Below are 24,287 nucleotides of genomic sequence, written 5' to 3' on the forward strand. Positions count from 1 at the left end.
GAAACCTCCGTCAGGCTCAGCAAATCCTCGGGAGCTGCTCGCCCGCAGGGATGTCGAGCCATCGGTTCATGCCGAGACGGCTCCGGAGCGTGACCCGGCCAGCCCGACCAGGCGCCGCGTTGTCGCGGACGGTCCCGATCCGCGCTGGCTCCGGAGCCGCCGGATGGGCGCGCATCACCTCGATGGCCGCCGCCGCGTGCTCCTCCGGCACGAACGCGACGAGCCGGCCCTCGCACGCGACGTAGAGCGGATCAAGCCCGAAGAGTTCGCACGCGCCGGCCACCGTCTCGTTCACGGGAACCGCGCGCTCGTCGATGTCGATGTCGACACCTGCATCCAGGGCGATCTCGTTGAGCGCCGAGGCGAGCCCGCCGCGCGTCGGATCACGAAGGCAATGCGGCACGACACCCGCCGAGAGCAGCGCGGCGACGAGCCCGTCGAGCGGCGCGCAATCACTCTCGAGCGCCCCCGTGATCGTGAGCCCTTCGCGCGTCGATAGCACCGCGATCCCATGGCGCCCGAGGTCACCGCTCACGAGAACCACGTCGCCTGGACGTACCGCGCGAGGTTCGATCGTGATCCCCTCCGGCACGACGCCCACACCCGTCGTCGTGATGAACATTCCGTCGCCCTTGCCGCGATCCACGACCTTCGTGTCGCCCGTGACGATCTCCATTCCTGAGGCTCGAGCGGCATCGCGCATCGAGGCGACCACGCGGTGAAGGTCTTCCATGGGAAGGCCCTCCTCCAGCACGAAGGCGACAGCAAGCCAGCGGGGCGCAGCACCGGTCATGGCGAGGTCGTTGATCGTGCCGCAAACGGCGAGCTTGCCGATATCTCCGCCCGGGAAGAACAGCGGCCGCACCACGTAGCCATCCGTGGTCAACGCGATGCGGCCCCTGGGAGCCTCCACGACTGCGCTGTCGTGCCGCGCGGAGAGCGCGGCGCCTCCGAAGGCGGGTATGAAAATCTGCTCGACGAGCTCGCGTGAAAGACGCCCGCCGCCGCCGTGCGCGAGCTGCACGGTCCGGTGCCGAAACGGCGCCGGGCATGCAAGTTCGAAATCGCGCGCAGTCACGACCCAGCCCTCCGGTAACGATAATAGGCCGCGCAGGCCCCCTCGGAGGACACCATCGTCGCTCCGAGCGGCGTCTCGGGCGTACAGCGCGTGCCGAATGCCGGGCAGGCCGAGGGTTTCTCGATCCCTTGCAGCACCCGGCCGCTGATGCACACCGACGGCTCCTCGGTCGAGATCGTTCCCACGTTGAAAAGCGCCTCCGCGTCGTGCTGCGCATACTCGGGGCGGAGCCCGAGCCCGCTCGCCGGGATCTCGCCGATGCCCCGCCATTTCCGCGGTACGACCCGGAACACCTCCGCGACGACGTGCATCGCCTCTCGATTGCCCTCCGGGCGCGCCGATCGCGCGTACTGGTTCTCGACCTCCGCGCGCCCTTCCTCGAGCTGCACGACACACATGTGGATGCCCTGCAAAAGGTCCGCTGGCTCGAATCCTGTGACCACGATGGGCGTGTGATGGCGCGTGGCGATGGGCCGGTACTCGTCCAAGCCCATCACCGTGCACACGTGGCCGGCTGCGAGAAAGGCGTCGACCCGACCATCCGGCGCGGAGAGGATCGCGGAGAGCGCCGGGGGCACGAGCACGTGCGAGACGAGCATCGAGAAGTTGCATAGGCCGCGCCGCCGCGCCTCGCGTACGGCCATGGCATTCGCTGGTGCCGTGGTCTCGAAGCCCACCCCGAAAAACACGACCTGTCTGCCCGGGTTCTGGCGGGCAATCTCGAGAGCGTCGAGCGGCGAATAGACGATGCGCACGTCGGCCCCCTCGCTCTTCGCACAGAAGAGGTCCGAGCGCGTCCCCGGCACGCGCAGCATGTCGCCGAACGAACAGAAGATCACTCCGGGCTTGGCAGCAATGGCGAGGGCGCGGTCGAGCATCTCCAGCGGCGTCACGCAGACGGGACAGCCGGGACCGTGCAAGAGCTCGAGCCCCGGCGGGAGCAGCGCGTCGATGCCGAAGCGTACGATGGCGTGCGTCTGGCCGCCGCAGACCTCCATGATGCGCCACGCGCGCGTGGCCCTCGCGGTGATGGCCGATGCGTAGCGGCGGCAGACATCGGCGTCGCGGTACTCATCCACGTACCTCATGCGGTCCTCCCCTCCGGCCTGCGCCCGAGCTCGCCGAGGTCCCCGATCTCCTCCAAATAGGAGAAGACGCGAGCCGCCTCGGCCTCATCAATGCGGGAGATCGCAAATCCCACGTGCACGATCACCCAGTCTCCCTCACCCGCCTCGGGTACGTATTCTAGGCATACATCCCGCACGACGCCGCCGAATGCCACGTGTCCAACCCGGAGATCGCCCTCCCGCACATCCAGGATTCTCCCCGGCACCCCCAAACACATCACCGTCCTCCATTTCTAGATTCGTAGCTCCTCGCGGCAATCGCCGCCTGGCCCACGGAGATTCCGCCGTCGTTCGTCGGGACGCGTGCCGGCAGGCGCACGTCGAACCCGTCCGCGCGCAGCCGCGAGGTGAGCGCACGCGTGAGCAGATCATTCTGGAAGCAGCCGCCCGCGAGCACAACGCGGGGCAGATTCACTCGCTCCGCAACACGAGCGCCGAGATCGACCAGGCCCGCGTGGAATCGAGCCGCCATCTCGGCGAGCGGCCGACCGGCGGCTCGATCCGTCAATACGGCCCGCACGAGTGGCCCCGTGTCGGCAACCGCGGGAGCCCCATCTGAAAGTGGCAATGGGTAAGGCTCCGGGCGCGGATCGGGGTGCGTCGCGGCGCACCCTTCGAGCTCCATGGCCGCCTGCCCCTCGAACGAGCACGTGTCTCGCAGGCCGAGAAGCGCCGCAACCGCGTCGAAGAGCCGCCCCACGCTGGTCGAGAGGGGGGCCGCAAACCCGCGGGTCATCGCTGCGAGCAGACAGGACGCGGCGGACTCGTCCCCTAACGCGCGCGCCGCCGTGAGAGTGTCCGGGCCGAGCGTCGCGTAAAGCAGGCCGAGCGCGCTCCGGCGCGGCTCGCGGGCGGCGCGATCGCCGCCCGGCAGGGGGAAGGGTCGAAGGTGCGCGACGCGGCGGAAGCCCGAGGCGCTCGCGACAAGCGCCTCGCCGCCCCACGCGCTGCCGTCCGCCCCGAGCCCCACACCATCCCACGCGAGGCCGAGCACCTCGCCTTCGTCCAAGCCGTGCTCGGCTACCACGGACAGCACGTGGGCGTGGTGGTGCTGCACGCGCACGACCTCAGCCCCCCATTCGCGTGCAAGTCGCTCGGCAAGGCGGCTCGACGCGTAATCCGGGTGCAGGTCGCATGCAATGACGGATGGGCGCAGGTCGAAAAAGCGCGTCATGTCCCTTGCCGTGCGCTCGAGCAGATCCACGGCGGCGGGGCCATCCAGATCGCCGAGATGCTGGCTCGTCAAAAGCTCGCCACCCACGGCGAGCGTCATCGTGCTCTTCAGGTGTGCGCCCATGCCGAGGACGGGGGCATCGGCGGCCCATCTTGCAACGGAGAGGGGCGCGAATCCTCGAGCGCGCCGGATCACGGAAATGCCGTCCGGGCCCGCGCGCACCACGGAGTCGTCGATGGCCCGCACAATGGGGCGGTCATGAACGAGAAACAGATCGGCGATGCCCGCGAGACGCGTGAGAGCCTCGGGCACGTCCACGGCGAGCGGCTCCCCCGAGAGATTGCCGCTCGTGCAAATGAGCGGGCGCCCGGCGGCTTCGGCGATCAATCGGTGCAGCGGTGAGGCCGGCAGCATCGCGCCCACGAGCGGGCTTCGCGGCGCCACCTCGGGGGCGAGGACGGAGGGCACTCGGCGGCGCGCGAGCACGATGGGCGCCTCTGGGCCCACGAGCGCCCGCATCTCCTCGGCAGAGAGCACGGCCGCTGCGGCTGCAGCGTGCGCATCTGCGAAGAGCACCGCGAAGGGCTTCTCATCGCGCCGCTTCCGGCGGCGGAGCACCCTCACCGCATCGCTGTCGGTCGCGTCCACGAGGAGCTGGAATCCCCCCACGCCCCGCAGCGCGACGACGCGGCCCGCGCGCAGCGCCGCCGCGGCGTCTCGGAGCGCGCGTGCTGCCTCGGCGATCTCCTCCCCCGCAGGCGACAGCAGGGAAAGGCGGGGGCCGCAGCGCGGGCATGCGATCGTCTCGGCGTGGAAGCGACGGTTGCGCGGGTCCTCGTATTCATGCTGGCAGTCGTCGCAGAGCGCGAAGGTCCGCATCGAAGTGCGGTCGCGATCGTACGGCAGCGATTCGATGATCGTGCAGCGCGGCCCGCAGCGGGCGCACGTGGTGAAGGGATAGCCGCGGCGCCGGCCCTCCGGGGCGAGGGTCTCGGCCATGCAGTCGGCGCAGGTCGCCAGATCGGCTGGCAAGAGCGGCACGGGCCGCGCGCCCTCCTCGCTCGGCAGGATCGAGAACCCGGAAGAAGGTGGAGCCGCGCCGGTGCGCGCGGGGAGCTCGCGGCGCTCGATTCGCGCGACGGCGCCCGGCTTGGGCACGTCGAACTCGAGCGCGCGGACGAACGCCTCGATCGCCTCGGGAGAACCCTCGGCCTCGATTTCCACAGCGCTACATCCGTTCTTGACCCAGCCCGACAAACCGAGCGCCATGGCCTTACAATAGACGAACGGTCGGAAGCCCACGCCCTGAACGATCCCCTCCACGTGCAAGGACACGCGCGCCATACCGTCCTCCTACTCAACCTCCATGCAATCGATGCCGAGACCCGTCGGTCCGAGGAGCGTGGCCTCGGTGGAGCCGCATCGAGGGCAAAGGAGCAGGTGCTGCTCAGGCCGGTAGGTCCGCTGGCAGGTGTGGCATTCGGCCTCGACGCGGAGGAGCACGAGATGAAGCCGCGCCCCCTCGGCCTTGGTTCCGCGGGCGTACGCGGCGAAATGAAACGCAATCGCCTCCGGATCGAGCTGCTCCGTTTCGGCAACCCAGCCTCGCACAGCGCGTACGCGTGCCGCGCCCTCGTCGTTCGCTCGCGCGAGCGCCAAGCGAAGAACCTCTTTGCCCAGCGAGGACTCGTGCATCGACGTCGGCTCCTCTTCAGCTCGCTCCCGCGACCAGGTTTCGCACGGCCTCGACCGCGCGCGGGACGGCGGCGAGCGCCTCGGGTGACAGGCCATAGGAAAGGCAAGCCGGGCGCTCGACAGAAACCGCGACGATCGAGATGTCGCGACAAACCTTGTCTGGAGCGAGCGCGCGGGCGAGCCCAAGGACCTGCCCCACGGTCAGCCCGTGTGTCGAAATGGGTGCGATATCGCGCACGTCGAGCGTCTCCTCCGCGAGCACGTGCACCGTGCCAGCGCCGCCGCCGCCACCCAGGGCCGCGTCCACGAGGATCACGCGGCGTGCGTCTTCCAGAAGGGGCAGGAGCGCGGAAGGCTCGTCCACCTCGCAGAGGTCGACCCCCTCGCCTGTACCCTGCGCCCGCAATGCGTCGAGCACGGCCGGCCCCACACCGTCATCGCCCGCCGCACGCTGGCCTATGGCAATCACGCGAACAACCACGTCAATCCTCCCGCTCGATTGCGAGGCGCAGAAAGTGGGTCGAGCAGGAGATGCAGGGATCGAAATTGCGCACGGCCTGCTCGGCGCGCCGCGTGGCCGCCGCGTGGGGCATCGCGGCGAGCGTCGGGGCGAGCTGCCAGAGATCCTGCTCGATGCATTTCTGGTTCTGGGAGGTGGGCGGGACGATGCGGGCGTCCTCGACGAGCCCGGCCTCGTCCAGCGTGTATTTGTGCCAGAGCATGCCGCGCGGCGCCTCCGTGCAGCCATATCCCGTGGCCCTGCGCGGGGTCACCGTGATCGCGGGCGCGTCGGGCGGCGCGTACCCGTGGATGATGCGGATCGCCTCGTCGAGCGCTTGGATGATCTCGATCATGCGCGCGAGCAGACTCTTGTATACGTTGTGGCATGGCGGGACGAACGCCACGCGCTGTGCGGCGTCACGGGCCCGTTCGCCGAGCCGATCGAAATTCAGGTTGAACCGAGCGAGGGGCCCGCACTGATAGTCGCCTCGGCCGCGAACGACCGAGTGCAGCGCGGTCGAGTGAGGCACTTGCAGCTCGGCGAAGTGCTCCTCGTACGCGTGCAGGTCGATGTCGAGGCCCTTGTTCGATACGATACGACCCTCGCAAAACGGGTACTCGTCCACGTGGCGCAGCGCGACGAACTCGTAATCACGCTCGAACGCCGGGAAATCGAACTGCGCCGCCCAGTCGAGGCACATCTCCGCATCGCCGAGCGCAGTCTCCAGCGCGGGCACGAGCGCCGATAGCTCAGCGCGGGTCGGCACGCGGTAGAACCCGCCGACCTTGACGTTGATCGGATGGATCTCCCGTCCGCCGAGGGCGGCCACGATCGCATTTCCAGCCTTCTTGATGCCGAAGCCTCGAACCACCCATTCGCGGTGGTCCTTCGCCATCGCGATCGCGTCTTCGTAGCCCAGAAAATCGGGTGCATGCAGCAAGAACACGTGCAGCCCGTGGCTCTCGATCCACTCGCCGCAGTAGAGCAGACGCCGCAGCGCGCGGAGCGCGCCGTCCGTCCGTAGGCCGAGCGCATCCTCGATGGCATGGCAGGCGCTCATCTGGTAAGCGACGGGGCAGATGCCGCAGATGCGCGCGACGATATCGGGGATTTCCAGGTATGCTCTGCCGCGCAGGAAAGCCTCGAAGAAGCGAGGCGGCTCGAAGATACGCAGCTCGACCGCCGAGGGGTTGTCACCCTTGAACCGGATGGTGAGCGCCCCCTCGCCCTCGACGCGCGCGAGGTAATCGACCTTGATCGTCCTAGCCAAGGCGCCCCTCCTTCAGCCGGATCTGCACGAGCTGCTCTTCCTGCGCCCTCCGGAACGGCGGCGCGGCCGTGTTGAACGTGGCGTAGGTGCGCGCGATGTCCTCATGGCTCGCGCCTGCGGCGACGAGCGCCCATTCGAGCCCGCCCGTATTCGTCGTCTCGGCCGGGCCGAAGCAGCCATAACAACCGCGGTGGTACGTCGGGCAGAGGGCGCCACAGCCCGCGTGCGTGACCGGGCCGAGGCAGGGCGTCCCGTGCGCGACCATGACGCAGACGTTCCCGCGCAGCTTGCATTGCACGCACACCGCGTGGCTCGCGATCGACGGCGTTCGGTCGGAAAGCAGCGCCGAGAGCACCGCGAGGAGCTGGCGCTTGTCGATGGGGCAACCGCGGAGCTCGTAATCGACCTTCACGTGGCCCGCGATGGGCGTCGAGGTCGCGAGCGTGTCGATGTACTCCGGCCGTGCGTAGACGACGCGCGCGAATTCCTTCACGTCACGGTAATTGCGGAGCGCCTGGACGCCGCCAGCCGTGGCGCACGCGCCGATGGTGACGAGGACGCGCGACTGGGCGCGGACCTCGCGAATCCGCTCGGCGTCGTGCGGAGTGGTGATCGAGCCCTCGACCAGGCTGATGTCGTACGGGCCCCGAAGGACTCTGCTCGACGCCTCGGCGAAGCTCGCGATCCGAACAGCGTCGGCCAAGAGGAGCAGCTCGTCCTCGCAATCGAGGAGGCTGAGCTGGCAGCCGTCGCAGGAGGCGAACTTGAAGACGGCCAGCTTGGGTTTCTTCTTCTGTGTACGCACGCTACACCTCCCTCACCAGGAGCAGGTCCTGCACCCGGTCGTAGCGGTACACGGGGCCGTCTTTGCACACGAAGGAGGGGCCGAACTGGCAATGACCGCAGAGGCCGGTGCCGCAGCGCATGTTGCGCTCCATGGTGATCCATATCCTGTCCAGCGAGACCCCGAGCCGCTCGAGCTCGCGTGCGCAGAAGCGCATCATGATCTCGGGGCCGCAAATCATGGCGAGCGCTCTTCTGGGATCGAATGCAGCCCGGCTGATGAGCTTGGTGACGACGCCCGTATTTCCTCGCCAATCGCTCCCGGCCGTGTCGACCGTGATCTCGACCTCGACGTCGAGCCTGCCCCGCCAGCGCTCGATCTCCTTGCGGTAGAGGATGTCGTCGGGGGTGCGAGTGCCGTAAAGCAAAGCGACCTTGCCGAACGCTTCGCGACGGCGGAGCGCGTGATAGACGACGGGGCGAAGCGGGGCGAGGCCGATGCCACCGGCGATCACCACGAGATCTCTTCCCTCCGCCTCACGGATCGGCCAGGCGCTGCCGAACGGCCCGCGCACGCCCACGACGTCACCACGGCCGAGGCGCTCGAGGGCACGCGTCACCGCGCCCACGGCGCGGATCGTGTGTTCGAGCCGATCGGGCTGGTGGGGATCACTGCTGATCGAAATGGCTGATTCACCCGCGCCGAACGGGTACAGCATGTTGAATTGCCCCGGCAGGAACGGAAACCCGCCGCGGGCAGAGACGTCGAGTTCGAACGTGAAAACACCGTGCGTCTCCCGCTTCGCTCGCGCGATGCGGAGCGGCTCGGGGAGCATGGGGTCGGGGGCGGAGGAGACGGTCATGGCCTGGCCCGATAGACGTCGAGCGCCTGCAGCCGCGCCCGCTGCAGGCGGCTGTGGACCTCGTTCAAAAGCCGTCGAGTGAAGGCGTACCCGAAGTCGTGGTCGGCCTCGAGCTTGGCGCGCAGGCAGGCGCCATCGATGGCGAAGAGGTGCGCAAGATGGATTCCACGCGCATCGAGTCCCCACCGATAGGGTGGAAAGAGCGTCGACCAGCCGAGCGCGTCGCCCCCGCCGACGGTCTCGGCCACGATGGCTCCACGGGCGCCATCATGGCTCTCGAGGGCGAGCTTTCCGGAGCGAATGAGGTAAAGCTCATCCGCGCGCTGGCCCTCGCGGAAGAGGAACTGGCCCTCGTCGAGACGGGCGTTCCTGACGCAGCCGCTCAGAAAGTCGACGTGCTCATCGGACATGCCGGCGACGAGGGGATGCTGTGCAATCGCTCGGGCGAGGGATTCCTGCTCCATACGCCTCTTTCAGCCGTCCTTTTCCGGCTGCCCGACGGCGGCAGCCTCTTCTGTCATGTCAATCCCCACGGGACACCAGGTGATACAACGCCCGCACCCAACGCAGCCGGAGGAGCCGAACTGGTCGTGCCACCCGGCGAGCTTGTGGGTCAGCCATTGACGATAGCGCGCCTTGATCGAGCTGCGCACGGAGCCACCGTGCACATGGGAAAAGCCGAGCGTGAAGCACGACTCCCAGCGCTTCGTGCGCTCCGCAGTCTCGCCCGCGAGATCGGTCGTGTCCTCGAATTCAACACAGAAGCAGGTGGGGCAGACCATCGTGCAATTGCCGCAGGCCAGGCAGCGCGTCGCGACATCGTCCCAGCGCGGGTGCTCCAGGTTTTTCTGAAGACGCTCCTTGAGCCCGCTCGTGTCGAGGCGGCGACCCATGGCCGCGGCGGTGCGCTCGGAGACCGAAGCCGCCGCACCGATCTCCTCTGGATTGGCCGGACGAATGGGCAACTCCGCGGCGACGGCGGCGCCCTCGTCGCTTCCAATCTCGACGAGAAAGCGGTGGGCGCCCGACTCGATGAGCTCGGTGAGAGCGAGATCAAACCCCCGCTCAGCGCGAGGGCCGGTCCCCATGGATGCGCAGAAGCATGTGTTTCCTGCGCGCATGCAGTTCACCGCGACCACGAAGACGTCGCCTCTGCGCGCGGCGTAGCGTGGGTCGGGGTGCTCGCCGTGGATGAGGATCCGGTCCTGGATTTCGATCGCGTGGATCTCGCAGGCGCGAGCGCCGAGCAGGGCGACCTGCAGGCGCGGCGTCACGTCCGGGAGGACGGAGAGCCCTTCCTTGTGCCGCCGAATCTGGAACAAGCGTTCGACCGGTACATGGAAGGTTTGCTTCCAGGAATGCGGACCGACGGTGAACGCAAAAAAGGCGTCATGCTCGCGGCGCTCGAGGCGATAGCGGCCAGGTCCCTGCACGTCTTCGAGGCCGATCGGCAGGTCCGCGGCGTGCCGCACATCGTCGATCACGATTGCACCGTCACGCGCTACGGGCCCGAGGACGCGGTAGCCGCGCCCAGCGAGCGCCTGGACGAGGGCGTCCAGATCGGCCGCTGCGAGGACGACGGGCAGGCGTGCAGCAGATGCAGGTATCGCGCGTTCAGGCGCAAGTGGTGCGGGGGCGGCATGGGGCGTCGGCATACGGTAGCCGGTTCAAAAGACGCGAGACCGACAGCGGCAAGGGGGAAGTCTCGCGTTGGTGGATAATCGAGGCGTGAATCTTGCCGGCACGCTGGCAAGCGCCGCGAGCCCCGGGGAGGTGATCATGGTCGCGCACGTGATCTGGTTCGAGAAGCTGTCGCGCGCGGACATCGCGTCGGCCGGTGGAAAAGGAGCCAATCTGGGCGAGCTCACGCGCGTGGGTCTGCCTGTGCCCCCCGGCTTTGTCATTCCTGCGGATGCGTTCCTCTGCTCGATGGAGGCCGCGGGGATACGGCAGCAGCTTGCCGAGCGGTTGGCGGGGATCGATCCGGATGACGCTGCCGCCATGCGCGCGACGAGCACCGAGATGAGGCGCCTCGTCCGCGCAGCAGCGATACCGACCGAGATCGAGGCGGATATCGTCGATGCCTACCAAAAGCTCGGCCCCTCCTCCGCTGTTGCGGTGCGCTCGTCCGCCACCGCGGAGGATACGGCCACGACCTCGTTTGCCGGAATGCACGAGACATACACGAACGTCGTTGGGCAGCAGGCGCTGCTCGAGCGCGTGCGCGATTGCTGGGCGTCGGCGTACGGCGAGCGCGTGGTTGCTTATCGGAAGACCGAGCAACTCCGAGACGAGCCCGCTTTGGCGGTCGTCGTGCAGCGAATGGTGAACTCCGATCGCTCCGGCGTGATCTTCACCGCGGACCCAGCGACTGCGGATACCTCGCGCATCGTCATCGAGGCGGCATTTGGACTAGGAGAAGTCGTGGTCGGTGGTCAGGTCGAGCCGGATACGTACACCGTGTCGAAGCGCGGCCCTCGGCTGCTCGAGGCGCGCGTGGGACACAAGGCGTTCAAGGTGATCCGTGGCCCCGACGGTGCGGAGCGACGCGTGGAGCTATCGGAGGAGGAGGGCGGCCGCAGAGTGCTCCGCGATGAGGAACTCTTCGCGCTGGTGCGCCTGGCGATACAGGTCGAGGAACATTACGGCGCTCCGCAGGACATCGAATGGGCCGAGGAAGGCGGCGCCTTCTATCTGGTCCAGAGCCGGCCCATCACGACGCTCGGCGCGCCGCCGGAGCGAGGAGCGGCCCTCGTTTCCGGCCTCGGCGCCTCGCCGGGCATTGCGTCGGGTCGGGTGCGCGTGCTGCGCTCGCCGGGCGAAGGGCAGAGGCTCGAGGCGGGCGAGGTGCTCGTGGCGCCGATGACGTCACCCGACTGGGTGCCTACGATCCGACGCGCGGCGGCGCTCGTGACCGACAGCGGCGGAATGACCTGCCATGCCGCGATCGTCAGCCGCGAGCTGCGTATCCCGTGCGTGGTCGGCGCGCGCGCGGCGACCCGCCTGCTCCGGGACGGCGAGCTCGTCACCGTCGACGGAGCGCGCGGTCAGGTGCTCGCGGGCGCCGCCCCCGCGGCCGAAAAGCCCAAGACGGCCTCCCCAGGGACCGGGACGGCCCCCTCCGCTGGGCCGTCGGGCGCGCCTTCGCCTACTGTTCTCGGCACGCGCCTTTACGTCAACCTGGCGATTGCAGACCGCGCCGAAGAGGTCGCCGCGCTACCCGTGGACGGCGTGGGGCTGCTCCGGGCCGAGTTCATGCTGCTCGACGCGCTCGCCGGGGTGCACCCGAAGGAGCTGCTCGCGTCCGGCGGTCGTGACGACTTCATCCAGCGCATGTCCGCGTCCCTGCTCCGCATCACTCGCGCCTTTCAACCCCGACCGGTCATCTATCGGACCTACGATTTCCGGACCAACGAGTTCCGCGGGCTGAAAGGGGGCGAACGGTTCGAGCCCCTCGAGGAGAATCCGATGATCGGATATCGCGGCTGCTATCGCTACGTGCGAGAGCCCGAGCTGTTCACCCTCGAGCTCGACGTGCTCGCCCGGGTCCGTGCGGAGACGCCGAACTTGCACCTGATGATCCCGTTCGTGCGGACGCGCTGGGAGCTCGAAGCGTGCCTCGAGATGGTCGAGCGAAGCGCGCTCGGCCGCCAGCGAGGTCTTTGGCGATGGGTCATGGCCGAGGTTCCCTCGGCGGCATTCTGGATTCCTACGTATGCGCGCATGGGCATCAACGGTGTCTCGATCGGTTCGAACGACCTGACCCAGCTCATGCTGGGCGTGGATCGTGATTCAGGGTTGTGCGCCGAACTCTTCGACGAATCCGACGCAGCCGTGCTCGACGCGATCAAGCGGATCGTCCGCGCGTGCCAGAAGGCCGGGATCACCTCCTCGCTTTGCGGCCAGGCGCCGTCGAATCGGCCCGAGTTCGCCGAGCACCTGGTGCGGCTCGGTATCACGTCGATCTCGGTCAACCCCGACGCGGAGCCGGCTGCACGGCGGGCGATTGCCGCGGCCGAGCGGCGCCTTCTGCTCGAGGCGGCGCGGCGGCCTTGAGGCTCGAGCGCCCTCCCCCGAGGCTGTACCATCGAGCCGTCGCGAACAATCGATAGATCTCGTATGCGAATTGAGATTCATGGCGCTCTTGAGGCCCCCAATTGCGCTCTAGAATGTCGCGCGCGTGCATTGCCATGCGCCTTTTCCTCCCTCGCCCGGGCTTGACTCGTCTCGCCGTGCTCACCCCACTGCGTCCGCAATACGTCCCGCCCGTTGACGCCTCGCTGGGGCGCTCGTTGTTCGTTTTTTCCTGACACCCATTCAGGTCCGCGAGGCGCTCCGGAAACTGGCGGCTCACACCGCGGCGGCCTGGGCATTGCTGCTCGTCCGGTCGGAGACCGAGGTGTCTTTGATCAAGATGACGAACTCGTTCATGAGGGGCGGGATGACCCGCCGCACGGCCTGGGGAACGATGACGTACCGCATCGATTGCATGTAGCCGAGCCCGAGCCCCCGGGCCGCTTCCATCTGGCCGCGCTCGATCGACTGGATACCAGCCCGGAACACCTCCGCGGAGTATGCGCCGGTGTTGAGGGAGAAGGCCAGGATGGCGGCGGTGTAGGCGTGAGCTCGACGTCGAATCCCGTCGTTTCGCCGCTCTCGGTGAAAAACTCGAAAGGGGGATAGGGGAGGTCCGATCCGATCGTCAACGTCTTCGGCTGCACGGTCGATAGCGAGGAGCAGCCGGAGAAGGGTACGGCCGTCGCATCCTCCACATGAGACGGGAGCTGCTGCCTGGGGAAATACTTGGTGAAGATCGCCTTGTAGGTGCCGTCGGCGAAGAGGTTCTCGAGCGCCTGGTCGATGCCGTGGAGGAGCGCGGATTTTTCCTTGTGGACCGCGAATGCGTATTTCTCGCCATTGTCGATCCGCTGGACGATCTTCAGGTCGGGCTTCCTCTCGACCACGTCCTCGGAGATCGGAAGGTCGTTGATGATGGCTTGGATCTGCCCCGCCTCGAGCGCGTTGTACATGTCCGGGGCCTTGATGAAGGTCACGATCTCGACGCCCCTCGGCGCGAGCGTGTTCTCCGCGTAGAAAGCGCCGGTCGTGCCCCGCTGCACGCCAACCCTCGCCCCGGGCACGAGGTCGCTCACGCTCGTGATCGGGTGGGTGGGAGGCGGGGGCGGAGCCCTCTTGTCGCACGCCGCAGCGGCCAGCACCATCGCGGCGAGCAACGCCGGCGTCCAGGCGAATCGCTTCTGCATCCTTGTCCTCTCCCGGCACGAACCGGGCACGAACCGGACCAGACGCCGGGCTCGCCCAGCTCATCCATTCGTCGGGCTGACGATCGAAGAGGCTGCACAGGTTGTCCAGGCGGGCGCAGGCTTCCTTCACGCCGAGCCGGCAGAACCCCCGGAGCGGGCTCCTCGCGTATCCGGAGGAAGGCTGTCCTCGGCGTAAAGCTCTACATCAATTCGGCCGCGCGGCTGCGGCGTTGGTGAGCAGGTTTGTGACCACCTGGTCGAGCCACGTCTCGGTCCCCGAGCGCAGCCTGCGCCTCGCCTCCCAGGGCCATTGATCAACCCCGGCGGGTCGTTGTTGCCAGCGAGCATATGGTGAGGCACACTCGGGCCCGCTGACGCGGGGGAGGGCGAATGCGTCCCTGCCCTCGAAAGTTTTACACGGGCATTCGATCGCGCAGGCACCGATCCGACGAAGGTGTGCAGCGACCGTCCTTCAACCTTCTGGACGAACGACGTCCGCCGAGCAGGAGGCGCCGGCGTGCCAGATGGCGGAGGTGTCGATCACGCGCTCACATTCGACCTGGAGAGCCGCCTGCGACCCAGAACCACGAATGAAGAAGGGGGCGTGATGCTTTCACGGCGGGCATTCTTGAAATACACGGGGGCGACGGCGCTGACGCTCTTCACCTACGACAAACTCGGCGTTCGCAGGGCGCTCGCGCAGGTTCCGGGCGGCACGCTGGATCCCACGCTCGTGACGAAGTATCTGACCCCCTTGCTGATCCCGCCTGTGATGCCCAAGGCCGGAACGATCAAGATGCAGGGCGGCAAGCAGGCCGACTACTACGAGATCTCGGTGCGCCAGTTCGCCCAGCAGATCCTGCCGGCTGATTTGTTTCCGCCGACGACGGTGTGGGGATACGGCGCTGTTACTTCAGCAAGCAAGAACGGGAGAGGTTTACTGATACACAACGCGCCGTCGCTCACGATCGAGGCGAACTGGAAGCGTCCCGTCCGCATCAAATGGATGAACGAGCTCCTCGACGCGAGCGGGAATTTCCTGCCTCATATCTTGCCCGTGGACCAGACGCTGCACTGGGCCAACCCGCCCGGCGGTCTTGCGGAACGTGACACGCGGCCGACCTTCGCATCCACCCCCGGTCCATACACCGGACCGGTGCCCATCGTCACGCACGTGCATGGCGCGGTTGGCGTCGGCGACGAGAGCGACGGCTACGCGGAGGCATGGTACCTGCCGGCGGCTGGCAATCTTCCGGCGAGCTACGCCACGGAAGGCACCTGGTACAACTTTTTCGCGAGCAAGGCCGCAGCGAAGTTCGGCGTCACGTGGGGTCCGGGATTCGCGACCTTCCAATACCCGAACGACCAGCGCGCAGCGACCATTTGGTATCACGACCATACGCTGGGCATGACCCGCGTGAACGTGTACGCGGGCCCGGCCGGCTTTTACATCATTCGCGGCGGGCCGGATGGCGATGGCGCCGTGATCGATACCCGATCCGGCAATCAGGCGGTGCTGCCGGGCCCCGGCCCCAAGGAAAATGACAAGTTCCCGCCCAACAAAACCTATTACGAGATCCCCATCGCCATACAGGACCGCTCGTTCAACACGAATGGGTCGCTCTTCTACCCCGACACGCGGGCGTTCTTCGACGGCATCCCCGGGCCCTACATTCCGGACACCGACATCTCGCCAATCTGGAATCCAGAATTTTTCGGCAACATGATGATGGTCAATGGGAACACCTGGCCCTTCCAGACCGTCGAGCGGCGGCGCTACCGGTTTCGCTTCCTCAACGGCTGCCAGTCGCGCTTCTTGATCCTCGACTTCAGCAACATCCCCGGCGTCGCGGTCTGGGCGATCGGCAATGAGGGCGGCTTCCTGGCGGCACCGGTGAACCTCACCGTGACGAACGGCAATCATCTGGTCATGAGCCCGGCCGAGCGGGCCGACCTCATCGTCGATTTCACCAACGTTCCGGTCGGCAATTACGTGCTCGGCAACCTCGGTCCGGACGAGCCGTTCGGCGGCGGCGTGCCGGGGATCGATTTCCCGGTCGCGGACCCGGTGACCACGGGCCAGGTGATGCAATTCCGCGTGGTGCCGGCGGTCGCTCCCGATCCGACCACGCCCCCGCAATTCTTGCAGTTGCCGGCGATCACGCCGCTTCCGGCGGCGACGATCACACGGCCGCTTGCGCTCCTCGAGAAGTTGTCGGAGTTCTTCCCCGACGCGCCCGCGGAAGCCTTGCTGGGCACCGTCGCCGGCGATCCCAATACGGGCGTGGGCACTTGGACCGAGCTCCACTGGGACGACGACGTCTCCGAGAACCCTGCCGTCGGTGCCACGGAGCTATGGGAGTTCTACAACGCGACCCCAGACGCCCACCCGATGCACGTGCACGAGGTTGCCTTCGAGGTGGTCAACCGACAACCGATCCTCGTTGACGAGGCCACCCAGCAAGTCCAGGTCGACATCGGCTTTGCACCGAACCCGCCCGAGGCGTGGGAGACCGGCTTCAAGGACACCGTCATCGCCTATCCAGGCCAAGTCACCCGCATCCGGGTGCAGTTCAAGACGTCCGGGCAATTCGTCTGGCATTGCCACATCGTCGAGCACGAGGACAACGAGATGATGCGGCCGTACCGGATCGGCCCGTTGCAGCCTGGCCAGCCGACGTAGGCGACATCCCTCTGCAGGCCGGCCGGGAAGCCCCAATCACGAGCTACCTGGTGAAGAGCCCGGCCGCCTGTGCTTCTCGACCCACAGGGCCGAGGCTGGAGACGTCCAGGGGCGTCCTTGGTTTCGCCAGGCCCACGCGCGTCTACATCGGCGCGCAACCCGTTCGCTGGCCCGTGATTGCATGGGCCGTACCCAGCGAGGCCAAGCAGCGTTCCCTGGCACGGGGCTCGCTTCAGCATTGCGGCGGTCCGGTACCGAAAACACCGTCGAGAGGGAAGGGCAATATGAGGGCGAACGAGGAGATCGTCCGGGAGAGGGCTGGTGCACCGGCCTTCGAGGTCGAGCGCGTACGGCGGGACTTCCCGATCCTCCAGCGGCCGGTGAACGGGCGGCCGCTCGTGTACCTCGATACCGCCGCGAGCGCGCAGAAGCCGCGGGCCGTCCTCGACGAGATGACGCGCTTCATGAGCGAGGACTACGCCAACATCCATCGGGGCGTGTACGCCCTGAGCCAGCGATCGACGGCGCTCTACGACGCCGCGCGGCAGACGGTGGCCCGCTTCATTCACGCCGGAGACGCGCGTGAGATTGTCTTCGTCCGCAATGCGACCGAAGGGATCAACCTCGTCGCCAGCAGCTACGGGCGGCATTTTCTTGAGAAAGGCGACGAGGTCCTCATCACCCACATGGAGCACCACGCCAACATCGTGCCGTGGCAACTCCTGCGGCAGGAAAAGGGCATCGCGCTCCGCGTCGCGCCGATCACGGATGCGGGCGAGCTCGATATGGATGCCTTCGAGCGAATGCTCACGGACCGCGTCAAGTTCGTCTCGGTCGTCCACGTTTCGAACTCGCTGGGGACCGTGAACCCGGTCCAAGAAATCGTCCGTCTCGCGCACGCGCGCGGGATCCCCGTACTGATCGACGGCAGCCAAGCGGCCCTGCACATGCCGGTCGACGTGCGCGACCTCGACGCCGATTTCTACGTCTTCAGTGGTCACAAGGTATACGGGCCGACCGGGATCGGCGTCGTCTTCGCCAAGCTTGCGCATCTCGAGGCGATGCCGCCGTACCAGGGTGGCGGCCTCATGATCTCCTTCGTGACATTCGAGAACACTGAATTTTCGCCGCCGCCGCAGAAGTTCGAGGCGGGAACGCCCAACATCGCCGGCGCGATCGGCCTCGGCGCTGCAATCGATTACGTGTCCTCGCTCGGCCTCGCGGATATCCACGCCCACGAGTCGGCGTTGCTCGCCTACGGCACCGAGCTGCTCCGAGAGATCCCGGGGCTCCGGTTGATCGGCACGGCCCGGGAGAAGTCGAGCATCCTGGCATTCGTTATCGATGGGGTGGACCCGCAGGAGATCGGCGCCGCCCTTGGCAGGAACGGAATCGCGGTGCGGGCGGGGCACCATTGCACGCAACCCTTGATGGGCCGCTTGGGGCTCCCCAGCACGACGCGCGCGTCGATAGGCCTTTACACCACGAGGGAGGATATCGATGCGCTCGCCACGTGTCTGCGCGAGATGCGATAGCCTCCGGACGACCGCCCGACGCGCCGGGGATCAGGGCTCCAGGACCGGGTGGTTTTTACGGATCGGGCTGCGTGTTCCAGAAGGAGACGCCCGCCCGTCTTGCCCCGGCGAGACCTCGCGTGATCGCTCTCGATGCGCTCAACCGCTTGCTGGCCGCGGTGACCTCGACGGTTGCCCTCGGGCGTACCAATACCTTCTGCATGATCGTGGAATCCTTGCTCCCCTGGCCAATGATGAGGCTGACCAGCACGGGTGAGGTCCAGGCGAGCGCGTCCTTGCGCGAGCTCCTGGAGATGGAGTCACCGACCCCGGAACGGCTGTCGGAGCGCTTCGAGATATCCCGGCTCGGAACCCAGGCGGTCCTCGCCGAGAAAGAGTTGCCGTGGCGTCGCGCCCTCCACGGCGAGTCCTTCTGCGACGAGGAAGTCTGGTACGATCGACAAACCGCTCGCCGCCTCCTGCTCCTGGTGCGCTGCCGCGCGTCGGCCGGCGAGGCGCTGCTCGCGTTCGAAAACGTCGCCGACGAGCCCTTCGCGGTCCGGCTCGCCGACCTCGTGGCCAGCATCGGCGCCGCGCTTCTCAGCGCGGACGAGCCCTCGACCCTGGCCCATGGGCTGCTCGACGAGGTAGCTGCCGCCGTTCGCGCCGACGCCGCGTTTCTCATCGCCACCGGGGGCGGTGAACGTCTCAGGCTGGTCGCCTCGGTCGGGGTTCCCGAGGCATTCGCGCAAGATTTGAATACGAATTTGGCGAGCACGGTCGCGGCGCTGGCAGCCGAGACCGGGGACATCCAGGAGATCGCTCGCATCGAGGAGCTGCCGGAGGGCGCCTTCCGTGGCACCCTGCGCCTGCTCGAGCTGGGGCTCCACGCGGTGGTGGCGTTCCCCCTGAGCGTAGGGGGCGAGCTTGTCGGGGTGCTAGGGCTCGCGCGGCGGCAGCCGGGGAAGCTCAGTTCGCTCGAGCGCCGCCTGCTCCGGGGCGTGGCGGGCGCCTGTGCTCTCGGGCTGCGGCAAGCCCGGCAGCGCGACGCCGAGCGCCGCGAGGCCCGAAGGCTGCGCTTGCTCCGCGACATGGCCATGACCATCGAGGCCGCCATGCCCCTGCGCGAACTGCTGTGCCGCCTGGTGGAGCAGGCCTGCGAGCTGACCCGCGCCCGTTATGGCGCCCTGGGGGTGCTCGACGCCGAGGGCACCGGCCTTTCCGACTTCGTCTACGTGGGCGTCTCCGAAAAGGTCGCCCGTGACATCGGCCACTTACCACAGGGCCGAGGGCTCTTGGGCGCGCTCATCCAAGACCCGCAGCCCAGCCGGGTCGCGGACATCCACGCCGATCCGCGATCGGTCGGCTTCCCCGCGCACCACCCCGCGATGACGTCCTTCCTGGGCGTCCCGCTGCTCATCGGGCAGAAGGTATTCGGGAATTTCTACCTTTGTGACAAGGATGGTGGCGCCGAGTTCACGGAGGAGGACGAGCGTCTGGTCCGGCTCTTCGCCACGCAATCAGCGCTGGCCATCGCCTACGCCCAGCAAGTCGAGAGCACGCAGGAGGCCCACCGCGAGATGGACCGCCTGCGAGACGAGTTCGCGGCCGTCATCGCTCACGATCTCCGCAACCCCGTCGCGGCCATGATGTTGCTTTTAAAGAAGCTGCTCGCAAAACCCGATGGTGATTCGGTCGTGGTGCCGGTGCCGCAACTCCAACGTTTGCTCCAAATCGGCTGCCGGATCTCGCGCATGACGCAGGACCTGCTCGATGCGTCTCGCATCGAGGTCGGGCGGCTATCGCTCGATCGAAAGCCCGTGTCGCTGGAGGAGGAGACGCGCTCGTTGCTCGCTGAAATCGAGCCGACCCTCGGGCAGCACCCGGTGACCCTCGATGTGGAGGGTTGTGTGCCCGAGGTCTTCGTCGATCCGGCCCGGCTGGCGCAGATCCTCACGAACCTGCTCGACAACGCCGCCAAGTACTCCGACGCCGGCTCGCCGATCCGGGTGACCCTCCGTGCGGAGGCGGGAGGCGCGGCGCTGACGGTCGAGGACCGCGGCCCGGGCATCTCGGCGGCGGATCTTGGCAGGCTGTTCGATCGCTTCTTTCAGGCCGCGCGGGCGCGTGAGAAGAACACGGGGCTGGGCCTCGGCCTCTACATCGCCAAGGGGCTGATGGAGGCGCACGGCGGCACCATTGCCGTGGAGAGCACGCCGGGCCAGGGCTCGACCTTCCGGCTATGGTTTCCGGCGGAGCAATCTGCGCTGGCGGCATAGAAAGGTGTCCCGAGTCGCGGGCGCTTTGCCCTCGCCTCCGCACCCTCGCGGCAGCCACTCCGGCTCGTGCTGGCACGCTCCGGGCGGCCTTGGCCATGAATGGCCCGCGTGACGTGTCTCGGCATCGAAAGCTCATCAGCCTTCAAACAGGCTGTACAGCTCCTCCTCCTGAGCGAAGTGCAGCGTGAGGATGGCGTGGAGGCCGTAGAGCACGCGGCGCAGGTCTCGGAGATCCTCCGGCCTGGGGCCCTCCGCAGGAAGCTGAGCGACCAGACGACCGAAGAGCCGCGTGAGCCGCCGGATCTCGTGATGCGTCTGGATCAACGGGCCGGTCGGGTCCTCCTCCTTCAGCAGTTTGCCGAGGAGTGGATAGGCCGTCTGCTGCTCCTCTCGCTCGTGGGGCAGCAGCTCCTTCTCGAACATGTCACGAATCCGCTCGAGCTGTGCACGCGCCTCCCGCGCTGGCAGCGAGTCGAGGCGCGCGGCCAGCGCGGCGAGATCGCCGACGTGTGGACGCAGCGAGCGGTGCGCCGAGGCAAGCCCCTGCGCGAGGCCCTTGACGTCACCGCGCCTTGACATGATGAGCGGGCCACCGTCGCCAAGCGCGCGAAGCGCATTCAAAATCACCAGGACGTCGATGCCCTCCTGGAGTACGGCTCCGGCGACCGGCGTGATGCATCCCGCGGCGGCGAACACCATCGCGACGAGCGAGAGCCCCATCCCCACGAAGACGCTTTCCAGCGCGATGCGCCGAGTACGCTGCGCGATCCGCGTCGTGAGGAGAAGCCCTTCGAGCCGGTCCGCTGTGAGGACGACGTCCGCTGCTTCGGAGGCGGCCGTGGCGCCGCGCGCTCCCATCGCCACTCCAATGTCGGCGAGCGCGAGCGCCGGGGCGTCGTTGATGCCGTCGCCAACCATCACCGTGAGGCCCTCGGCGCGTACCAGCTTGATGACCTCGACCTTCTCCTCCGGCGCTCGCTCCGCAAAGACGCGGTCCACGCCGAGGGCGTCGCCGACGAGCTCCGCGACGTCGGGATGATCCCCCGTCACCATGTGAATGCGCCGAATGCCAGCGGCGCGAAGCGCGCGGAGGGCACGCGGCGCTTCCGGCCGGATCGGGTCCTGGAGGAGCAGCACGCCTGCGAGCGAGCCGTCGATCGAAACGTATACGCTCGACGAGCCCTCAACCGCGGTACGTAGTTCGATCGACCGAAGCTCCGGCGTGCGCGGTGCACTCGGAGCCACGAAACCGAGCTGTCCCACGGCCACGCGTCGGCCGTCCACGTTTCCTCCGATTCCCGTGCCCATCTGCTCGCGCACGTCGACGGGGAAGCTCAGCTCGACGCTCCGGCTCCGCGCCTCCGCAAGAATCGCGGGCGCGTATGGATGGACCGAGACCTGCTCGATGGACGCGGCGTACCTGACGACATCATCGGAGGAGATGGCTCCGAAGGTTTCTACCGCCACGACCTGCGGACGCGCCGAGGTCACGGTCCCGGTCTTGTCCAGCAGCAGCACCGTGGCACGTGCGAGCGTCTCGAGCGGACCGCCGCCTTTGACGATGATGCCGTGCCTCGCCGCGCGCGACACGCCGGCGATGATGGCTGCCGGCGCGGCCAGGATGAGTGGGCACGGCGTTGCGACAACGAGCACGGTGAGTGCGCGGATCGGGCTTTCCCCGGCGATCCACGCAAGCGCCGCGAGCGTAACGGTAAGACCCAGGAAGGCGAGCGCGTATCGATCCGCGAGTCGCACGAACGGCGCCTTTGATTCCTCCGCTGCCCTGACCAGGCGAATGATGCCGGCATAGGTACTTTGGGCCGTGGGCGCAGTCACGCGCAGCTCGAACGGGCTGCCCGCGTTCGTGCCGCCGCTGCGTACAGGGGACCCGGTGTCGATCTGCACGGGTTTGGATTCACCGGTCAGCGCCGACTCGTCGAGAATCGCGGGTCCCAAGCTGACGATGCCGTCCGCCGGAACAACCTCACCCGGCTTGACGACGAGGACGTCGCCGAGCACGACATCGTCGATGTCGACATCGACGATGTCGACCCCCGCTCGGCGATGTGCTGTATGCGGAGCGCGCTCGAGCAGGGCGCTCAGCTCGCGTCGTGCTCGGGCGACAGCAAACCGCTCGAGTGCAGCGCCGCCTGTGAGCATGACCGCGATGATGGCGCCCGCGAGGTATTCGCCGAGGACGAGTGCGCCTGCCATCGCCAAGACGGCGATGAGATCGACTCCCGTTTCTCCTCGGAGCAATCCCCTCACGACAGAGGAAAACGTCCAGAGGAGAACGATACCGGTGACACCAGCCCATACCCACCGGTCCGCATCGCCGACCCTTGCGAGGTGCAGAATGCTACCTGCAGCCAAGCCAACGAGGGCGAGCCCGAGGAGAGCCAACTGCCACTGCGACTGGACGTGCTTGCGCACGTGATCACCGCCCGCGCATGGCTTGCATGGCTTCCCTCCCTAGGTCCTGCCGCTGTTCATCCTGGCGCATATCGTATATGCACTTACTGGACCAAGGCGAGCCATGGGCGAGCGTCTGCGGAACGCAGTGAAGTTCTTGCAATTGCCGCAGCCGGCCTCTTCGGCGCGGGGACAGCAGGAGCTCGCTCGAGGGCTGACGGCGACAATCATAACGGGACCTCGCGCTCGACGCCATTGGCCTACGAGCAGCGCCGTGCTTTCGATACACGCCGCACGGCGCGCGATCCCCATCGCGTCCACAGGCACTCGGCCGCGACATGATGAATGGTGCCGAGGGCCGCGAGGACCAGGCCTGAGTAGCTGATCGTGATGCACTTGCCCCCGCCGATTGGGGCATTCACGTCGAGCGTTCGAGGAAGGACACCGCTTTCGATTTCGCCTCCGCGTCCGTGGAGCACCAGGTAGGCCGTCAAGGCCCACTGGAGAATGGAGAGCAAGATGCCGATCCCGATCAGCACGCTGCCCATCCAGGCGAGGGCCCCCGCTCGAGCACACCGTGTCGTCATCGTCCTCCCTCCTGCCACACGAAATGAGAATCCGCGGCAATGATACGGGGGCATGAGCCACCACGCGCCCGACACGCCGTCCGGGCGATCTCATGTCGTTGCGCGCGTTCAACGTCAAGCGAGCACTCGGCCAGAAAAATGTCATTTAAGTGAGCACTGCCATCCGCACGCATGCCAAGGCCTGCAAAATATCTCAGTGAAGCCCTCTACGCGTGCCTGCGCTGGTATACCAAACACTTGCGTTCGTTCGAGCAATGGGATCCGACTCCGATCCCGACCGGACCGCGGGAGGGTCACCCGCTTCATTGGGGTGACGCCACCACCGAAAAGCCGCGGTTGGGAACGGTCGAGATCTGGCGGTTGATCAACACGACCGTGGACACCCACCCGATTCACCTTCACCTCGTTCGATTCCTCATCCTCGACCGCCAGCCCTTCGACGTCGAGCGATTCCGGTCGGCAGGTGAGCTGGTCTTTACCGGACCGGCCGTCCCGGCGGCCGAGAACGAGCGCGGCATGAAGGATACCGTTCGGGCCAATCCAGGCGAGGTTACCCGCTTCGCTGTCCGATTCGGCCGCTACACCGGGGAATTCGTGTGGCACTGCCACATTCTCGAACATGAAGACATGGAGATGATGCGCCGCATGGAGGTGATCGCGGAGGACTCGAACCGGCGACGATGATGCTTGCTGTTCAGTCGATTTCGTTAACCCGTTTTTCGGAACAGCCCCCCAATCCGGCGGCGCGCCCGATGCCGCCAGGCTGCGGCGCCGACGCGTGTCTCGGAGCGAGCAGGAGCCCCTGCTCGACCTCCTCCACGGTTCCTTCGGCTGGATGCTCATGCCGCTTGCGTGATCCACGACGAACTTCGGGGATGATGCTCGAGGCTCCATCGACCGAGTCAATCCCGAGCTCGACGACACGCGCGATCACGTCATCGCCACGCTCCACCACCTCACACGACGATAGGCCTTTGGCGCGGGCCGCCCACGAAGGACGGCCCGCCCCCCCCTTCACGCCCAACCCTTCCCGCGGCGCACGAGCGTGGCGATGAC

The 24,287-nt window shown here is 67.3% G+C and carries 19 protein-coding genes and 1 pseudogene; 5 read left to right on the plus strand and 15 right to left on the minus strand.

Annotation, left to right across the window (positions count from 1 at the left end):
• Positions 1-16 precede the first annotated feature (16 nt).
• The 11 genes from hypE to QHF89_RS42455 all read right to left on the minus strand — a co-directional run bounded on the left by hypE (position 17) and on the right by QHF89_RS42455 (position 10,147).
• Positions 17-1,078 carry a hydrogenase expression/formation protein HypE gene (gene hypE / locus QHF89_RS42405; RefSeq protein ID WP_136968102.1) on the minus strand — a complete coding sequence of 354 codons (1,062 nt, stop codon included), beginning with the start codon at positions 1,076-1,078 and terminating at the stop codon, positions 17-19.
• Positions 1,075-2,166 carry a hydrogenase formation protein HypD gene (gene hypD, locus QHF89_RS42410; protein ID WP_136968101.1) on the minus strand — a complete coding sequence of 364 codons (1,092 nt, stop codon included), beginning with the start codon at positions 2,164-2,166 and terminating at the stop codon, positions 1,075-1,077. The genes hypE and hypD overlap by 4 nt, the downstream gene beginning before the upstream one ends.
• A complete protein-coding gene (locus QHF89_RS42415) occupies positions 2,163-2,423 on the minus strand; it encodes a HypC/HybG/HupF family hydrogenase formation chaperone (RefSeq protein ID WP_136931914.1) in 261 nt (86 codons plus the stop codon). The genes hypD and QHF89_RS42415 overlap by 4 nt, the downstream gene beginning before the upstream one ends.
• On the minus strand, positions 2,423-4,723 hold the full coding sequence (hypF, locus tag QHF89_RS42420; protein WP_136968100.1) for a carbamoyltransferase HypF: 2,301 nt from the start codon (positions 4,721-4,723) through the stop codon (positions 2,423-2,425). Before hypF ends, QHF89_RS42415 begins: the two co-directional genes overlap by 1 nt.
• Positions 4,724-4,732: 9 nt before the next feature.
• Positions 4,733-5,074 (minus strand): hydrogenase maturation nickel metallochaperone HypA/HybF, encoded by a 342-nt coding sequence (locus QHF89_RS42425; RefSeq protein ID WP_136968099.1) that lies wholly within the window; start codon positions 5,072-5,074, stop codon positions 4,733-4,735.
• A gap of 16 nt (positions 5,075-5,090) precedes the next feature.
• The gene (locus QHF89_RS42430; protein ID WP_284721654.1) at positions 5,091-5,543 is read right to left on the minus strand and encodes a hydrogenase maturation protease; all 453 of its coding nucleotides are present in this window, start codon (positions 5,541-5,543) and stop codon (positions 5,091-5,093) included.
• Positions 5,544-5,556: 13 nt separating this feature from the next.
• Positions 5,557-6,846, minus strand: coding sequence for a Ni/Fe hydrogenase subunit alpha (locus QHF89_RS42435; RefSeq protein WP_136968098.1), 1,290 nt, complete (start codon positions 6,844-6,846; stop codon positions 5,557-5,559).
• The gene (locus QHF89_RS42440) at positions 6,839-7,651 is read right to left on the minus strand and encodes an NADH-quinone oxidoreductase subunit B family protein (protein WP_136968097.1); all 813 of its coding nucleotides are present in this window, start codon (positions 7,649-7,651) and stop codon (positions 6,839-6,841) included. Before QHF89_RS42440 ends, QHF89_RS42435 begins: the two co-directional genes overlap by 8 nt.
• A 1-nt stretch (position 7,652) precedes the next feature.
• Positions 7,653-8,492: an FAD/NAD(P)-binding protein gene (locus tag QHF89_RS42445; RefSeq protein ID WP_136968096.1), complete on the minus strand. Its 840-nt coding sequence runs from the start codon at positions 8,490-8,492 to the stop codon at positions 7,653-7,655.
• Entirely contained in the window at positions 8,489-8,902 is a 414-nt protein-coding gene (locus QHF89_RS42450) for a cyclic nucleotide-binding domain-containing protein (protein WP_284721655.1), read from the minus strand. The genes QHF89_RS42445 and QHF89_RS42450 overlap by 4 nt, the downstream gene beginning before the upstream one ends.
• A 63-nt stretch (positions 8,903-8,965) precedes the next feature.
• Positions 8,966-10,147 carry a 4Fe-4S dicluster domain-containing protein gene (locus QHF89_RS42455; RefSeq protein ID WP_136968094.1) on the minus strand — a complete coding sequence of 394 codons (1,182 nt, stop codon included), beginning with the start codon at positions 10,145-10,147 and terminating at the stop codon, positions 8,966-8,968.
• 124 nt (positions 10,148-10,271) lie between these two features.
• Between QHF89_RS42455 and ppsA the strand changes: the two genes are divergently transcribed.
• Positions 10,272-12,548 (plus strand): phosphoenolpyruvate synthase, encoded by a 2,277-nt coding sequence (gene ppsA / locus QHF89_RS42460; RefSeq protein ID WP_136968122.1) that lies wholly within the window; start codon positions 10,272-10,274, stop codon positions 12,546-12,548.
• A 336-nt stretch (positions 12,549-12,884) separates the two neighbouring features.
• Here the strand turns inward: ppsA and QHF89_RS50065 are convergent.
• Positions 12,885-13,103 (minus strand): annotated as a pseudogene (locus tag QHF89_RS50065) (ABC transporter permease subunit); the annotation flags it as partial.
• A 1,260-nt stretch (positions 13,104-14,363) separates the two neighbouring features.
• Here QHF89_RS50065 and QHF89_RS42470 point away from each other — a divergent pair.
• The 3 genes from QHF89_RS42470 to QHF89_RS42480 all read left to right on the plus strand — a co-directional run bounded on the left by QHF89_RS42470 (position 14,364) and on the right by QHF89_RS42480 (position 20,232).
• Positions 14,364-16,439: a multicopper oxidase family protein gene (locus QHF89_RS42470; protein WP_136968092.1), complete on the plus strand. Its 2,076-nt coding sequence runs from the start codon at positions 14,364-14,366 to the stop codon at positions 16,437-16,439.
• Between the two features lie 284 nt (positions 16,440-16,723).
• The gene (locus QHF89_RS42475) at positions 16,724-17,974 is read left to right on the plus strand and encodes a SufS family cysteine desulfurase (RefSeq protein ID WP_136968091.1); all 1,251 of its coding nucleotides are present in this window, start codon (positions 16,724-16,726) and stop codon (positions 17,972-17,974) included.
• A gap of 71 nt (positions 17,975-18,045) precedes the next feature.
• Positions 18,046-20,232, plus strand: a complete 2,187-nt coding sequence (locus QHF89_RS42480; protein WP_136968090.1) for a sensor histidine kinase — start codon at positions 18,046-18,048, stop codon at positions 20,230-20,232.
• Between the two features lie 135 nt (positions 20,233-20,367).
• On the opposite strand, the gene QHF89_RS42485 is transcribed toward QHF89_RS42480, so the two are convergent.
• Both QHF89_RS42485 and QHF89_RS42490 read right to left on the minus strand, forming a co-directional pair.
• Complete coding sequence (locus QHF89_RS42485) at positions 20,368-22,665, minus strand: heavy metal translocating P-type ATPase (protein WP_284721658.1); 2,298 nt, start codon at positions 22,663-22,665, stop codon at positions 20,368-20,370.
• Between the two features lie 239 nt (positions 22,666-22,904).
• Entirely contained in the window at positions 22,905-23,231 is a 327-nt protein-coding gene (locus QHF89_RS42490) for a hypothetical protein (protein ID WP_136968089.1), read from the minus strand.
• A gap of 237 nt (positions 23,232-23,468) precedes the next feature.
• Between QHF89_RS42490 and QHF89_RS42495 the strand changes: the two genes are divergently transcribed.
• Positions 23,469-23,915, plus strand: coding sequence for a multicopper oxidase domain-containing protein (locus QHF89_RS42495; protein ID WP_284721659.1), 447 nt, complete (start codon positions 23,469-23,471; stop codon positions 23,913-23,915).
• A gap of 10 nt (positions 23,916-23,925) precedes the next feature.
• On the opposite strand, the gene QHF89_RS42500 is transcribed toward QHF89_RS42495, so the two are convergent.
• Positions 23,926-24,186, minus strand: coding sequence for a hypothetical protein (locus QHF89_RS42500; RefSeq protein WP_136968087.1), 261 nt, complete (start codon positions 24,184-24,186; stop codon positions 23,926-23,928).
• Between the last annotated feature and the right edge of the window lie 101 nt (positions 24,187-24,287).

Origin of the sequence: Polyangium sorediatum, from assembly GCF_029946465.1 — a bacterium.
In the GTDB taxonomy this organism is placed as follows: Bacteria; Myxococcota_A; Polyangia; order Polyangiales; family Polyangiaceae; genus Polyangium; species Polyangium fumosum.